Annotated in this window: 15 protein-coding genes; 13 read left to right on the top strand and 2 right to left on the bottom strand. The window is 64.3% G+C overall.

Annotated elements, in window-relative coordinates:
• Positions 1–9: 9 nt before the first annotated feature.
• A complete protein-coding gene (locus VGR99_RS12325) occupies positions 10–723 on the top strand; it encodes a hypothetical protein (RefSeq protein WP_326898636.1) in 714 nt (237 codons plus the stop codon).
• A gap of 25 nt (positions 724–748) precedes the next feature.
• Here VGR99_RS12325 and VGR99_RS12320 read toward each other — a convergent pair whose 3' ends face one another.
• Positions 749–1,381, bottom strand: a complete 633-nt coding sequence (locus tag VGR99_RS12320) for a TetR/AcrR family transcriptional regulator (RefSeq protein ID WP_326898635.1) — start codon at positions 1,379–1,381, stop codon at positions 749–751.
• A gap of 160 nt (positions 1,382–1,541) precedes the next feature.
• Here VGR99_RS12320 and VGR99_RS12315 point away from each other — a divergent pair, with 160 nt between their 5' ends.
• The 3 genes from VGR99_RS12315 to VGR99_RS12305 all read left to right on the top strand — a co-directional run bounded on the left by VGR99_RS12315 (position 1,542) and on the right by VGR99_RS12305 (position 4,519).
• Entirely contained in the window at positions 1,542–2,420 is an 879-nt protein-coding gene (locus VGR99_RS12315; protein ID WP_326898855.1) for an alpha/beta hydrolase, read from the top strand.
• A 166-nt stretch (positions 2,421–2,586) separates the two neighbouring features.
• The gene (locus VGR99_RS12310) at positions 2,587–3,804 is read left to right on the top strand and encodes a serine hydrolase (RefSeq protein WP_326898634.1); all 1,218 of its coding nucleotides are present in this window, start codon (positions 2,587–2,589) and stop codon (positions 3,802–3,804) included.
• Between the two features lie 187 nt (positions 3,805–3,991).
• Positions 3,992–4,519 carry a MaoC family dehydratase gene (locus VGR99_RS12305; protein ID WP_414645116.1) on the top strand — a complete coding sequence of 176 codons (528 nt, stop codon included), beginning with the start codon at positions 3,992–3,994 and terminating at the stop codon, positions 4,517–4,519.
• Between the two features lie 107 nt (positions 4,520–4,626).
• Here the strand turns inward: VGR99_RS12305 and VGR99_RS12300 are convergent, their stop codons facing one another.
• The gene (locus VGR99_RS12300; protein ID WP_326898633.1) at positions 4,627–5,538 is read right to left on the bottom strand and encodes a LysR family transcriptional regulator; all 912 of its coding nucleotides are present in this window, start codon (positions 5,536–5,538) and stop codon (positions 4,627–4,629) included.
• A gap of 128 nt (positions 5,539–5,666) precedes the next feature.
• Between VGR99_RS12300 and VGR99_RS12295 the strand changes: the two genes are divergently transcribed.
• The 9 genes from VGR99_RS12295 (at position 5,667) to VGR99_RS12255 (ending at position 13,895) form a co-directional block, all read left to right on the top strand.
• Positions 5,667–6,605, top strand: coding sequence for a ring-cleaving dioxygenase (locus VGR99_RS12295; protein ID WP_326898632.1), 939 nt, complete (start codon positions 5,667–5,669; stop codon positions 6,603–6,605).
• Positions 6,602–7,228 carry an alpha/beta hydrolase gene (locus VGR99_RS12290; protein WP_326898631.1) on the top strand — a complete coding sequence of 209 codons (627 nt, stop codon included), beginning with the start codon at positions 6,602–6,604 and terminating at the stop codon, positions 7,226–7,228. Before VGR99_RS12295 ends, VGR99_RS12290 begins: the two co-directional genes overlap by 4 nt.
• A gap of 173 nt (positions 7,229–7,401) precedes the next feature.
• Entirely contained in the window at positions 7,402–8,184 is a 783-nt protein-coding gene (locus VGR99_RS12285; protein ID WP_326898630.1) for an IclR family transcriptional regulator, read from the top strand.
• Positions 8,181–9,056, top strand: a complete 876-nt coding sequence (locus tag VGR99_RS12280) for an ABC transporter permease (RefSeq protein WP_326898629.1) — start codon at positions 8,181–8,183, stop codon at positions 9,054–9,056. The genes VGR99_RS12285 and VGR99_RS12280 overlap by 4 nt, the downstream gene beginning before the upstream one ends.
• 8 nt (positions 9,057–9,064) lie before the next feature.
• Positions 9,065–9,925, top strand: a complete 861-nt coding sequence (locus VGR99_RS12275) for an ABC transporter permease (RefSeq protein WP_326898628.1) — start codon at positions 9,065–9,067, stop codon at positions 9,923–9,925.
• 28 nt (positions 9,926–9,953) lie between these two features.
• A complete protein-coding gene (locus tag VGR99_RS12270) occupies positions 9,954–11,018 on the top strand; it encodes an ABC transporter substrate-binding protein (protein WP_326898627.1) in 1,065 nt (354 codons plus the stop codon).
• On the top strand, positions 11,015–12,100 hold the full coding sequence (locus VGR99_RS12265; protein ID WP_326898626.1) for an ABC transporter ATP-binding protein: 1,086 nt from the start codon (positions 11,015–11,017) through the stop codon (positions 12,098–12,100). The genes VGR99_RS12270 and VGR99_RS12265 overlap by 4 nt, the downstream gene beginning before the upstream one ends.
• A 5-nt stretch (positions 12,101–12,105) precedes the next feature.
• Entirely contained in the window at positions 12,106–12,792 is a 687-nt protein-coding gene (locus VGR99_RS12260) for an AroM family protein (RefSeq protein WP_326898625.1), read from the top strand.
• Positions 12,789–13,895, top strand: coding sequence for a DUF917 domain-containing protein (locus VGR99_RS12255; protein WP_326898624.1), 1,107 nt, complete (start codon positions 12,789–12,791; stop codon positions 13,893–13,895). Before VGR99_RS12260 ends, VGR99_RS12255 begins: the two co-directional genes overlap by 4 nt.

Genomic DNA, 13,895 nt, shown 5'->3' with positions numbered 1-13,895 from the left:
ACAAAGACAGTGATCATTGCGATCGTCGTTCTTGAGTTGATTGGGTGCTTTGCCCTCTCCGTCTTCATAGGTGCCAGCAATCGAGGCGGCGTGGTCATGACGGCTCCCTTGGCTATTGGATTTGGAACAGCGGCCTTGCAGCTGGCAGTTCATTATCTGCCGCGCAGACGGCATATTCGTTACGGCCTTGTGCTCGCGGCGGCACTGATGCTGCTCGCCGGCGTAACGTCCTTTGGCGTCGGGGTGCTGCCCTATGCGCATCAGACACTGTTCATTACCGCAGTCGCGGTACTCCCTCAATTGTGGTGGGAGTGGTTTTACAAAGGCACGAACGTCCTGGTGCTTGGACTGATCGGATTGGTTGCAATTCCGTTCGGATTTGCCGTGTGGTCCGTCGCCAATATCGGCATTGTGAAAGTCAATGCGCCGCTGGTCTCGCAAGGCGAGCCATATTGCCTGCTCGTTTCAGACGGGCGAATCTTCTCGGGCGGATATCGCAAGGTGCCGGACGATTGGGGTCTCACCGGATGGCACATGTTTTCTCCGCGCGGCGCCGGCGGCTCGGGAGACTGCTGCCAATGGGACTTCCATGCCCTGCTCCTGACACAGAGCAACCAGCTCTTCAACTGGTCGTACCGCACACAGAGCTTCGAACGACTGTCCGAGCAAAGCAGGCAAGTGCTGGGATTGAAGAACTTGTCGTGTGGTGAGGGAGAACCCTAGAGCCCGACCACCGAGCCGCGCTCGGTCAGCCAGCCCCCGGACGTCGGCCAGCACGCTTCGACTTGGGTTTTTCCTTGGTCCCTTCCTTGGGCTTTTCCTTTGACTTGGGCCAATGGCGAAAAGCGACGTCCGCCACGCCCTTCAGCTCGCCGCGCGTGGCCCCGCCTGCCGCCAGCACGGCCATGCCGTAAATCAAGGCGGAGAGATATCGCGAAAGGTCCGCGGGATCGTCATCCTCCGATAGATCGTGTTCTTTCGCAGCGCGCTGGAGGCGGCGGCGGATCGCGAGCTCGCCTTGATGGCGGCGCGATGCCAGATCGCTACGGATCGCGTCCGATTCGACGCCGCAGGCCAGCGCCCCCTGCACGCCGAGGCAGCCGGGCGGATTCTTCTTGTTGCCGTGAAGCTCGACCGGCCCGGTCAGCCAGAGCCGCACCGCTTCCAGAGATGTCGGCGCCTGATCGGCCGCGATCCTGTAGCCGCCTGCCTCGGCCTCGTACCGATCCATCACGCGCTGGAACAGCCCCTCCTTGCTGCCGAACGCCGCATAAAGGCTCGCCCGCGTGATGCCGAGGGCATCGGTCAGATCGAACATCGATGTCCCCTCGTACCCGCGCTGCCAGAACAGGGCGAGCGCGCGCTCGACGGCTTGATCCATGTCGAATTCGCGAGGTCGCCCAGCATTCATGATCCACCCTCGTGCGCAAATACGTTCCGCTTGCCTATTGTAGATCGATCGATCTACAATAGCTCTCGCCGACCGACATACAAGATGATAGGGGCCGCCCGTGCGCGCAAGATGTCTCGCCATTCTCCTCATGCTGCTCGCGCCTGCCGCCCGCGCCGAGGAGTCGTTCCCTTCCAGCTTCCAGACCAAGACCGTCCCGGCCAACGGCACGCAAATTCACGTGCGCGTCGGCGGCAAGGGGCCCGCCGTGATCCTGATCCACGGTTTTGGCGACACCGGCGACATGTGGGCCAAGCTTGGCACGGACCTCGTGCGTGATCACACCGTGGTCGTACCCGATCTGCGCGGCATGGGCCTCTCAGCCAAGCCCGACAGCGGCTACGACAAATGGACCCAGGCGGCCGACATGCGCGCTGTCTTGCAGTCGCTCGGCATCGACAAGGCCGTCGTGGTCGGACACGACATCGGTACCATGGTGGCCTATGCCTATGCGGCCCGGTATCGCGACCTCACCGAAAAACTGGTCGTCATGGATGCCCCGGTGCCCGGCGTGCCGCCGTGGGACGAGGTCGTCCGCAGCCCCCTGCTCTGGCACTTTGATCTCGGCGGCCCCGACATGGAGCGGCTGGTCAAGGGCCGCGAGCGCATCTATCTCGATCGCTTCTGGAATGATTTTGCGGGCACGCCGTCGAAAATCACGGAAGCGACGCGCCGTCATTACGCGGAGCTTTACGCACGGCCGGGCGCGATGCGCGCCGCATTCGCCCAGTTCAGGTCGATCCGCACCGACGCCGAAGACAACAAGAAGGCGATTGCAACCAAGTTGTCCATTCCCGTGCTTGCGGTCGGCGGCGAGAAATCATTCGGCAAGATGGAAGCGGTTGTGATGCGCAATGCGGCGACCGACGTGACTGAGGTGGTGATTTCCGGCGCCGGGCACTGGCTGATGGAGGAGGATCCGGCCGCGACCATCAAGGCGGTGCGCGAGTTTCTCGACGGGAAGAAATAGAAAGACAAGCCGAACTGGCGTGTCTCAGCTCGGCTTTTCCTTTGGCGGACCCTCCGAGCACAAGCGAGGCGTCCCCTTGTGACCCGAAGCGGACCTTTGGAGCCGGAAAGAGGCCTGGGTCGCGTCGCCTTGTGATCGGAGCAATAGAATTGGCATGACAGCGTAGTTGGTCTTGATTCTTTACCGCCGAAGAGACAACTTCTCGTTCTCATTTACAGAAGTTTGCAACGTGATTTGCAGAGTGGATCGACGCGCCGTCATTGTCGGCTCCGGAGCATTGCTGTTGGCTGGGCACGGTTCGGCGAAGGGGGCCCCGATGACTTCGGAGAGCGTGTCGGACAGTCCTGAGGATCTTCGTGACGGTTGGCGTGTCGGAAATCCTACATGGCATGGGTTCGACCCCGCGCTGCTGCAGGATATGCGCCGGCGCGTGGCCGATGGCCGGCTCGACAACGTTCACGCCATCATCGTCGCGCGCGACGGTGTGCTCGTTTATGAGCAATACGCGGCCGGACAGGATCAAAATGGTCTTGAGCCGGCAAAGCATACGGTCTTCAACGCGGCAACGAAGCACAATGGTAACTCGATGACCAAGAGCGTGATCTCGCTCCTGGTCGGCGTCGCCCTGCAACGTGGCTGGATCAAAACTCTGGATGCACCGGTTCTGGACTACTTTCCGGAATATGCCGATCTGCGCACGCCGGAGAGGGGCGCGATCACGCTCTACCATCTGCTGACAATGTCGGACGGCCTTGATTGGTCCGAGTTCAAGCCGCCGTTCGATAGCTTCGGCAAGATGCGTGGCGCGAAGGACGCCTATCGCTACGTCCTGGAACAGCCGGCCGCTGCGCCGCCCGGGCACACCTACAACTACAATAGCGGAGCGACCGAGTTGATTGGCGCGGTCTTGCGGAAGACGAGTGGCAAGTCCCTTGACTCGCTGGCGAGAGACGAATTGTTCGAGCCGCTGGGCATCGAGGACGTCGAATGGAATCGACAATTGCCGGATGGTCAGCCGCAGGCGAGCGGTGCATTGCGGGCTCGCCCACGCGACTGGGCGAAGCTTGGTCAGCTGGTGATAAATCGCGGTGTCTGGAATAACCGGCAGATTGTCCCGTCGGCTTGGATCGCGGACTCGATCAAGCCTCACAACAATGGACCTGGATTGTTCCTGTACGGCTATCATTGGTGGCTCGGGCGCTCGTTCTGCCGCGGAAAAGTCGTCGAATGGGCCGGGGCCATGGGCTGGGGCGGTCAGCGATTGATGATTGTTCCGGATTTGGGTCTGGTCGCGCTTGCCCTCGCATGGCTGCCGAAACGGATGACCCTTCCAGAGGAAATTCTGCTGAACGAGTTTATCCTGCCTGCTGCAATGCCTTCCTGATCGGGCGGAGACAGGCAGTTGGTCACAGCGCCGCGGCGCTTTCGCGTCGCCTATTGACCCACAGCCGACCAGATTTCGAGCGGCTCTCAGCCGTCACAAGGACGGTCTGTGCCGAACCTATCTTACCACTGGTGCGATGCGGTGGGCTCGCTTAAACGGGGTTAAATCATCATTGCAGAGGTCGAAGGTGTCAGACATCAAGCGAGCCGCTGAACGCGAAGCTATCCGCCGAAAGCTTATTCCTCTGACAGCGTACCGTCAGCTTCTCAACGGCCCCGAGCACGTGTCGGATTGGCTGGTGGTCGATCAGTCGATGATCGACACGTTCGCCGATGCCACCCACGATCACCAGTTTATTCACACCGACCGTCAACGAGCCGAGAGCGAAGCGCCCTTCGGAGGAACAATTGCGCATGGATTTCTCACGCTATCGCTCCTGTCAGCGCTCGCTTTCGATGCGATGCCGGGCGTCGAGGGGATGCGAATGGGTGTCAACTACGGGTTCGAGCGGGTTCGTTTCCTTAGCCCGGTTAAATCTGGAGCCCGGGTCCGAGGTAAATTCCGTCTAATTGGATTGACCGAGCGCGCGGTGTCTATCCAGTCAGCATGGGACACGGTGGTAGAAGTTGAAGGTATGATCAGGCCAGCTATCGAAGCGCACTGGATCACCTTGGCGTTGATTGATCCAGACGAGCCGCCAGTGCAGTCCCTTTGAAAGGTCCGGTTATGGCCCAAAGACGAAGTGACCGCACATTCCCACTGCTTGGCGGCTGTTCGGCCCAGTCAGATGTCGGCAGGCTCAACGCATGACGAGTCTCAGCCTCAGCCCGTCCCCACGCGAGTCTCCTCGTCCCGCCCAAACCGCTCGACAAGAAAATCGATGAACAGCCGCACCTTCACCGACAAATGCCGGGTCGGCGGATAGACTGCATAAAGCGAAAGCGGCGGCGCAGAATAATCGTCCAGCACAGTTCGCAACTCGCCCTTCCGCAAGGCATCGGCCGCGATGAACTCGGGCAGCAGCGCGAGCCCCCTGCCCTTGATCGCGGCGTCGCGGAGCACCTCGGCATTGTTGACGCAGAGCGACCAGGCCGGCTGGATCCAGTGATCGCCGTCGCTGCCGGTGAGCTTCCACTGATTGCCGGTGAGCAGGAAGCCGTAGGTGAGCGATGCATGCTCGCGCAGATCCTGCGGATGCTTGGGCGTACCGTGACGCGCGAGATAATCGGGCGAAGCGCAGATCATGCGTGGCACCGGCATGATCTTTCGTGCGATCAGGCTGGAGGATTCCAGCTCCGCGATGCGCAGCGTCACGTCAAAACCATCCTGCACCGGATCGAGCAGATCGTCGCTGAGCACGATCTGGAGCTGAAGCTCCGGATAGCGCGCCATGAAATCCGCCAGCACCGGCCCGAGCCGCATCGTGCCGAACGACATCGGCGCGTTGACGCGCAACAGTCCGCGCGGGGCCGACTGTGCCTGCGTCACCGCCTGGTCGGCCGCCTCGATCTCCGAGAGGATCACCACCGCGCGCTCAAAATAGCGCTGGCCGTTCTCGGTCGGGCTGGCGTGCCGCGTGGTCCGGTTCAAAAGCTGGACGCCGAGGCTCTCCTCGAGATCGGCGATGTATTTGCTGATCGCCGAGCGCGACAGCCGCAGTTGCCGGCCCGCCTCTGCAAAACTGCCGCTTTCGACCACCTTCACGAAGGCCCGGAGGCTCGCGACCTTATCCAAGGGCCGGCCCCGTCGATTGTTTCCAAATCGTAGACATAGCAGTCATATTTGCACGGATTGTCTCCAATCCAAAGCGGAACGATATTTCCGGCCAGAGCAAGACCGCTCCCCGCATTTGGAGGACGACAATGTCTGGACTGCACCATGTGACCGCGATCGCCGGCGACCCCATCCGCAATTTCGGCTTTTACACCCGGGATCTCGGGCTGCGCTTCGTCAAGAAGACGGTCAATTTCGACGATCCCGGCACCTATCACTTCTATTATGGCGACGAGACCGGCCGCCCCGGCACCATCCTGACCTTCTTCCCCTGGGCCGGCGTGTCGCCCGGCCGCCGCGGCGTCGGCGAGACCCATCAGACCGCCTTCCGTGTGCCGCAGCGCTCGCTCGGCTACTGGACCCAACGCTTCATCGAGAAGGGCATCGCCTATGAGGCGCTCGAAAAGCGCTTCGGTGAATCCGTGCTGCCGTTCACCGATCCTGACGGCATGGCGCTCGCGCTGGTCGGCATTCCCGGCGCCGAGAACGAGCCCGGCTGGAGCAATGGCGACGTGCCCGCCGAGCATGCGATCCGTGGTTTCCACGGCGTGACCCTGCTGCTCGACAGCGCGGCGAAGACGGCTGCCGTCCTCACCGACGTGTTCGGCTTCAAGGAGACGGGCCGCGAAGGCTCGGTGATCCGCTTCAAGGCGGCGGGTGATGCCGAGGGCAGCGTCGTCGACATCTACGAGGCCAAGGGCTTTTTGCGCGGGCACCAAGGTGGAGGCTCCGTGCATCACATCGCCTTCCGCGCGGCTGACGACGCCGAGCAGGGCCAGATGGCGCAAAAGCTCGTGAACCAACACGGCCTGCATCCGACCGAGCAGAGGGATCGCAACTACTTCCGCTCGATCTACTTCCGCGAACCCGGCGGCGTGCTGTTCGAGATCGCGACCGACATCCCCGGCTTCGCCGTCGACGAACCCGTCGCGACGCTGGGACGTGACCTGAAGCTGCCCAGCTTCCTCGAGCAGCACCGCAAGCAGATCGAGGACGTGCTGCCGAGCCTCGAAGAAAGCGTGTCATGACCGAAAGTACCTTCATCCATCGTTTCGAGCCCGCGACCAGCGCGGGCTCCCCTCCGCTCCTGCTGCTGCACGGCACCGGCGGCGACGAGAACGACCTGCTTGGCCTGGGCAAAATGATCTCGCCCGGCTCGGCCCTGCTCTCGCCGCGCGGCCGCGTGCTCGAGCACGGCATGCCGCGCTTCTTTCGCCGCCTTGCGGAAGGCGTGTTCGACGAGGAGGACGTGCGCCGTCGTGCGCTCGAACTCGGGGAGTTCGTCGCGGAGGCGCGGAAGCAGTACGGCATCGCCGCACCCGTTGCGGTCGGTTTCTCCAACGGCGCCAACATCGCCGCTGCGCTGCTGTTGTTGAAGCCGGACGTGCTTTCGGGTGCGATCCTGCTACGCGCGATGGTGCCGCTGTCGGATCCGCCCAAGGCGGAGCTCGGCGGCAAGCCTGTCCTGCTCCTGTCCGGGCAAGCTGATCCGATCGTGCCGGCGAGCAACTCGGCGCAGCTCGCTGCGCTGCTGACGCAGGCAGGGGCCAGCGTGACCCACAAGGTGCTGCCGGCGGGCCATCAATTGTCACAGGCCGATGTGACGCTCGCCCGCAACTGGATCGGCAACGTAGTCACTGAGGCGGCCTGACATTTGGCGTGGCGCATCGTCCGCGATGCGCCACGCCAACCAGCAAGCGACGTTCCGCCGCATCTGCGCAATCGGGCGCCACCCTGCGCGAAATTTCCGCTTGCCCGTTTCCTCGTCAGGCTTAGAATTTGGGACAAGGTTCCGAAATTTGGAACTCCCTTGGACCAGCCTGCATGAGCGCCCTCACCAACGCGATCGAGATTCTCCGCTGCTTCTCCAGCGCGCGGCCGGATCTGTCGTTTGCGGATGTGATGGCGTTGACGGGCAAGCCGAAGAGCTCGACCTCGCGCCTATTGCGGTCGCTCCGCGATTGCGGACTGCTCGAGCAGGATCCGCACACCCGCCGCTACCGTCCGGGCCTGCTCACCTTCGAGCTCGGCCGCCTGCACCGCGCCCATGACGATCTCATCAGCATGGCCGAGCGCGAGCTGCGCGAAGTCTGCGCGCGCACCGGCCACACCGGCTACATCGCCGTGCTCGACGGTTTCGAGCAGGTCGTGCTGAGAATAGTACCGGGCTCCAATCCGCTGCGCGTCGTCAACCCGCCCGGCCAGCGCACGCCGGCGCTTGCGACCTCGAACGGCCGCGCCATGCTCGCGCGGCTCTCGGACGAGGACATCCGCGCGCGGGTGCCAGCGGCCTATCCGAAGCTGCCGCGCAACTCGCCGCAGAGCTTCAAGCAGCTGATGCTGCGCCTGAACGAGATTCGCGACACCGGCGTGTCGGAAGCATCCGATGAATCGATCGAGGGCGTCGGCTCGCAGGGCTTTGCGCTGAAGAGCGGCGAGACCGGCGAGATGATCGGCATCGCGGTGTCGTATTCGGTACAGGCGACCACCGCCGCCGAGCGCGCCAATGTCCGCCGCGAGCTGGCGGCGATGGCGACGAAATTGCGACGGCTGACCGGCGACCCGCTCGATCAGGAGGCAGCAAGCATCCGGACGGGAACGCGATGAGCAACGCCGCGACCATACGCCCCAACGGCCTTGCGCTCTTCATCCTGCCGAGCGCGCTGCTGTTCGCCTTGTTCTTCTTCCTGCCGATCGGGCTGATGGCGGTGATGAGCGTGCTCACCGGCAATCCGGTGGTGATGCCGAAGGTCGCCTTCACCACGCGCCACTACGCCCGCATGATCGACGATCCCTATTATCTCGAGGTGATCTGGACCACGATCCGGATCGGGCTCGTGACCACGCTGGTCGCGCTCGCGATCGGTTATCCCCTGGCGCACTGGATGGCGCGCATCAAGAGCCGCACCGGACACGCCCTGCTGCTGATGGCGGTGCTGGCGCCGATGCTGACCGGCATCGTGGTGCGCACCTTCGCCTGGATGACGCTGCTGTCCGACAAGGGCGTGGTCAACCAGACCCTGATGTCGCTCGGCCTCATCGCCCAACCGCTCAAGCTGATGTACACCGAGACCGGCATCGTGGTCGGCCTCGTCCACATCTACGTTCCCTTCATGGTGCTGACGCTCACCGGCGTAATCGGCCGCATCGACGAGCGTCTCGAGCAGGCTGCGGAAAATCTCGGCGCGAGCCCGTTGCGCGCCTTCCTCGAGGTGACGCTGCCGCTGAGCCTGCCGGGCATCCTCGCCGGCTCGCTGCTGGTGTTCGCGCTCGCGATCAGCGCCTATGTCACGCCGATCCTGCTCGGCGGCTTCCAGATCATGACGCTGCCGATCCTGATCTACCAGCAGATCTCGGCGAACTTCAACGTCGGCTTCGCCGCCGCGCTCGGCATCGTGCTGCTCGTGATCTCGCTGCTGCTCGTCATCGCCTATAACCGCGCGCTCGGCCTCGTCTCCGGCCAGCGCGAATTGCAGTGAGGCCGGTGATGAGCACGTCCACCTCACACGGTCCATCACTGGCGGCGCCCCGGCAGGCAACACGCGCAGCCGCGCCCGCACGGCCCTACGGCCGCTACCTCTATCTCGCGATCAACATCGCCATCCTGGTCTTCCTGCTGGCACCGATCGCGATCGTCGTCGTGTTCGCCCTGAACCCCACGCCGTTCATTCAGTTCCCGCCGGTCGGAATATCGACGCGCTGGTTCGAAAAGTTCTTCGCCTCGCGCGACTTCATGCATGCGCTCTGGTTCAGCCTCGAAGTCGCCGTGCTCACCACTCTCTCCGCAACGATCCTCGGCGCCTCCGCAGCACTGGCGCTGGCGCGCGGCAATCTGCCGGGCACGCGGCTGATCGTGGCGACCATGCTCTCGCCCCTGATGCTGCCGGCGATCCTGACGGGCCTCGCCCTGTTCCAGACCTACGTGCTGCTCGATGTCGGCCGTCCTACCTGGGGCCTCGTCGCGGGCCACACGCTGGTGACGCTGCCTTACGTGGTGCGCACGACGCTCGCGGTGCTGCACAATTTCGACACGCGCCTCGAGGAAGCCGCGCGCAATCTCGGCGCAAGTCCCCTGCGCACCTTCTTCGAGGTGACACTGCCCCTGATCAAGCCGGGCGTGCTCGCCGGCGCGATCTTCGCCTTCATCGTCTCGTTCGACCAGTTTCCGGTCTCGCTGTTCCTGGTCTCGCCGGGCAACGAGACGCTGCCGGTCACGCTGTTCAACTATCTCAAATTCGATCTGGACGGCACCATCGGCGCCGCCTCGGTGGTCTCGATCGTGCTCGCCTTTGTCGTCGTCATCGGGCTCGACCGCACGGTCGGCCTGCGCTCCTACGTCAAATTGTAACCGCTCATTGCATCGAAGGAATCGAGACATGATGAAAGCTCTGGGATCGTCACGGCTCAGCCGCCGCCGCTTTCTGACCGCGAGCGCCTCGCTCGGCATCGGCACGATCGCCGCGCCCTACGTCGCGCGCGCCGACGATCCGACGCTGCGCATCACCGGCTGGGGCGGCAAGTGGGGCGAAGTCATGAAGGCCGAGATCGGTCCCGCCTTCGAGAGCGAGTTCAAGTGCAAGCTCCAGATCGACTCCGCCTTCCCCTACCTGCCGAAGCTCCAGGCGAGCTCGCGCTCGGCGCCGATCTACGACGTGATGCACACCAATTCCAACGAGCAGTGGGCTGCGGCCGAAATGGGCCTGGTCGAGCCGAAGATCGATCCCAAGCTCGTGCCGAACCTCGCCGACGTCTATCCCTACGCCATCAGCGACAAGATCGTCGGCGTCTCGATCTTCACCAGCGCCATCGGCCTCGGCATGCGCACCGACACGGGCTATAGCGGCGTCACCTCCTGGAAGGAGCTGTGGGACGCCAAGTACAACGGCGTCCGCGGTGGCTATGTCATTCCGGTCAACAGCCTCGGCCAAGCCTTCCTGATGATGTGCGGCACGCTGTTCGGCAAGGGCCAGACCGATCTCGACGCGGCCTATGCCGCGCTGGAGAAGCTGAAGCCGATCAAGATCGTCGATTTCACCGGCGCGATGGAGAAGATGCTGCTGTCGGGCGAAGTCGGCCTCTGCGTCATCCACGATTCCGGTATCTATCGCTATGACGGCCAGAACCAGCCGACCGACTTCGTCTCGCCGAGCGAAGGCGTGCTGTCGCTGGAGCAGGTCCTGACCATCACGCCCGGCAGCAAGATGAAGGAGCTCGCCAACGCCTACGTCAACTACATGCTCCGTCCCGAGGTGCAGAAGCGCCTCGCCGAGACCGTGTGGTACTCGCCGGCGAACAAGAAGGTGAAGCTCGATGCCAAGTACGACGCCAAGCTGCTCACCACGCCGGAGAAGGTCTCGAAGCTGATCCAGGTCGACTGGAAGTGGTACAACGAGCGCAAGGACGAGATCGACCAGCGCGTCAACCGGATCTTCCGCGCATGAGCGCATCGATCGAGATCGCCGGCGTCAGCAAGGTCTATGACGGCGGCGTGCGCGCGGTGGACGCTGTCGCGATGGACATCCGGCAGGGCGAGTTCTTCTCCCTGCTCGGCCCGTCCGGCTGCGGCAAGACCACGACGCTGCGCATGATCGCCGGCTTCGAGATGCCAAGCTCGGGCGCGATCCGCGTCGACGGCGCCGACATCACCCACGTCCCCGCGCACAAGCGCGACATGGGCATGGTGTTCCAGAACTACGCGCTGTTTCCGCATCGGACCGTCGTCGAGAACGTCGCCTTCGGCCTGCGCATGCGCGGGCTCGACAAGGCGAGCATCGCGACCAAGGTGAAGGCGGCGCTCGCCATGGTCGAGCTGTCCGGGCTGGAAGATCGCCGCCCAGCGCAGCTCTCCGGCGGCCAGCAGCAGCGCGTCGCACTCGCCCGCGCCATCGTGATCGCGCCGCGCGTGCTGCTCTGCGACGAGCCGCTCGGGGCGCTGGACAAGAAGCTGCGCCAGCAGATGCAGTTCGAGCTCAAGCAGCTGCAGAAGAAGCTCGGCCTGACGCTGGTCTTCGTCACCCACGACCAGGAAGAGGCGCTGGCGATGTCCGACCGCATCGCCGTGATGAACGGCGGCCGCGTCGAGCAGGTCGGCACGCCGACCGAGATCTACAACCAGCCCACCACGCGCTTCGTCGCCGACTTCATCGGCGACACCAACATCCTGCGCGGCGAGCGCACGACGACGAGCAGCGTCGCCTCTGCGCTCGACGTCGGCAAGGGCCTGATCCTGGCGCTGCCGCCCTCCGAAGCGCAAGGCACCGGCGTGCTCTCGGTCGCGCTGCGGCCCGAAAAGATCCGGCTCTCGCCTCGCGCCGATGCCCCGACAACGGCGGGCAGCTCCGCCCATGGCACCGTCGAGAACACCAACTTCCTCGGCGGCGCCGTGCTCTACCGCATCACCCTCGAGGGTGGCCATCGCGTCCTCGTGCAACAGCCCAATGCGGGCACGAGCCGCCTGTTCGTTCCCGGCGACGGTGTCACGCTCGAATGGACGCCGGCCGATCTCGTCGTCTTGAAGGACTAGACCAGATGAATATGCCATTGAAGCACCAGCGCATCGGCGTGGTCGTGATCGGCCAGAGCCCGCGCCCCACCGTCGCCTCCGAGATCGCAGCCGTGCTCTCGCCCGGCATCCAGATCGAGCTGCGCGGCGCGCTCGACGGCATGAGCCGCGCCGAGATCGACGCCATCCCGCCGATGGACGGCTACGACACGCTGTTCACGCTGCTGCCGAGCGGCGACGGCGTCACCATCAGCAAGAAGGAGGTCGAGCGGCGCGCGAGCCAGCAGATCACCCGCTTCAAGCACGAGGGCGTCGGTGTGACGCTGATGGCGTGCACCGGAAAGTTTCCCAATCTCGCGGCCGACGGCCTCGTCATCCTGCCCTCGGCCATCCTGCACAATCTCGTCGAGGCCGTGCTGCCGAACGGACGGCTCGGCGTGTTCTCGCCGCTCGCCGAGCAGACCGCGCTGATCGACAAGAAATGGCAGCGCGACGGCGTCGAGGTCGTCGGCATCACGCTGCGTCCCGGCTCCAGCGATGACGCCGTCGACGAAGCCGCGCGCACGATGGCCGACCTCGCGCCCGATCTCGTGGTGATGGACTGCATCAGCTACACCAGCGCCAACAAGGCGCGTGTGCGCAAAGCCTATCCGGGTCCCGTGATCCTCGGCATTGCCGCCGCGGCCCGTATCGTCGAGGAGCTGGTCTCGTGAGCAAGACGGAATTGAAGACGATCAGCCTCGAGGAGATCGAGGCGCTCGCAGTCGGTGCATGGATTCTCGGCACCGGCGGCGGCGGCAGCCCCTATCTCGGCCTGCTCAATCTGCGCCGGCTCTATGCCGAGGGCCATCGCGTGCAATTGATGTCACCGCTCGATCTCGATGACCAGGACTGGGTCGCCGTGGTCTCCAACATGGGCGCGCCGCTGGTCGGACAGGAGCGCCTCGCCGACAGCCGCAACATCGCGCGCGCCGTGTGCATGCAGGAGGAGATCAACAACATCAAGTTCCGCGCGGTGATGTCGGTCGAGATCGGCGGCGGCAACGGCGTGCAGGCGCTGATGGCGGCCGCGCATCTCGGCATTCCCGTCGTCGACGCCGACTGCATGGGCCGCGCCTTCCCCGAGGCGCAGATGACCTCGGTCGCGATCGGCGATTTGCGCCCCTATCCCTGTACGCTGTACGATCCGCGCGGCATCGAGGCTGTCGTCACCAAGGTGCCGACCTGGAAGTGGATGGAGCGGGCGAGCCGCAAGATCTGCGTCGAGATGGGCTCGATCGCCTCCACCAGCAAGGCGCCGCGCACCGGGCGCGAGGTCAAGGACTGGGGCATTCACTTCACCACCACCAAGGCGATCCGCATCGGCCGCGCCGTGCAGGAGGCGAACCGCCGTCACGAGGACCCGATCGCCGCGCTGCTGGCGACGGAAGGCGGCCAGAAGCTGTTCACCGGCAAGATCGTCGACGTCGCCCGGCGCACCACGGAAGGATTCTTGCGCGGCACCGCGATGGTCGACGGCAGCGATGCAGATCGCGGCACCAAGCTCAAGCTCTCGTTCCAGAACGAATGGATCGTGGCCTGGCGCGGCGAGGACGCGATCGCGACGTCGCCCGACCTGATCTGCGTGCTCGACAGCGTCAACGGCCACGGCATCGGCACTGAGACCATCCGCTACGGACAGCGCGTCACCGTCGTCGCCCTGCCCGCGCCGCCGGTGCTGACGAGCGCCCGCGGCCTCGAATTCGTCGGTCCGCGCGCCTTCGGCTACGACCTCGACTTCCGTTCCCTCTTCTCGCCCGCTGCGGCCGGAGCTTAA

It is taken from the genome of Bradyrhizobium sp., assembly GCF_035935975.1.
Taxonomy (GTDB): Bacteria; Pseudomonadota; Alphaproteobacteria; order Rhizobiales; family Xanthobacteraceae; genus Bradyrhizobium.
The sequence above is the reverse complement of the archived record's forward strand: the minus strand, read 5'-3'. Positions and strand labels throughout refer to the sequence as shown.

What these genes read in the sequence shown, in the direction of transcription:
- VGR99_RS12295 (WP_326898632.1), top strand. Translation starts at nt 5,667, where the DNA reads ATGTCTGGACTGCACCATGTGACCGCGATCGCCGGCGACCCCATCCGC.
- VGR99_RS12275 (WP_326898628.1), top strand. Translation starts at nt 9,065, where the DNA reads ATGAGCACGTCCACCTCACACGGTCCATCACTGGCGGCGCCCCGGCAG.
- VGR99_RS12285 (WP_326898630.1), top strand. Translation starts at nt 7,402, where the DNA reads ATGAGCGCCCTCACCAACGCGATCGAGATTCTCCGCTGCTTCTCCAGC.
- VGR99_RS12265 (WP_326898626.1), top strand. Translation starts at nt 11,015, where the DNA reads ATGAGCGCATCGATCGAGATCGCCGGCGTCAGCAAGGTCTATGACGGC.
- VGR99_RS12315 (WP_326898855.1), top strand. Translation starts at nt 1,542, where the DNA reads ATGCTGCTCGCGCCTGCCGCCCGCGCCGAGGAGTCGTTCCCTTCCAGC.
- VGR99_RS12320 (WP_326898635.1), bottom strand. Translation starts at nt 1,381, where the DNA reads ATGGATCAAGCCGTCGAGCGCGCGCTCGCCCTGTTCTGGCAGCGCGGG.
- VGR99_RS12270 (WP_326898627.1), top strand. Translation starts at nt 9,954, where the DNA reads ATGATGAAAGCTCTGGGATCGTCACGGCTCAGCCGCCGCCGCTTTCTG.
- VGR99_RS12280 (WP_326898629.1), top strand. Translation starts at nt 8,181, where the DNA reads ATGAGCAACGCCGCGACCATACGCCCCAACGGCCTTGCGCTCTTCATC.
- VGR99_RS12260 (WP_326898625.1), top strand. Translation starts at nt 12,106, where the DNA reads ATGAATATGCCATTGAAGCACCAGCGCATCGGCGTGGTCGTGATCGGC.
- VGR99_RS12290 (WP_326898631.1), top strand. Translation starts at nt 6,602, where the DNA reads ATGACCGAAAGTACCTTCATCCATCGTTTCGAGCCCGCGACCAGCGCG.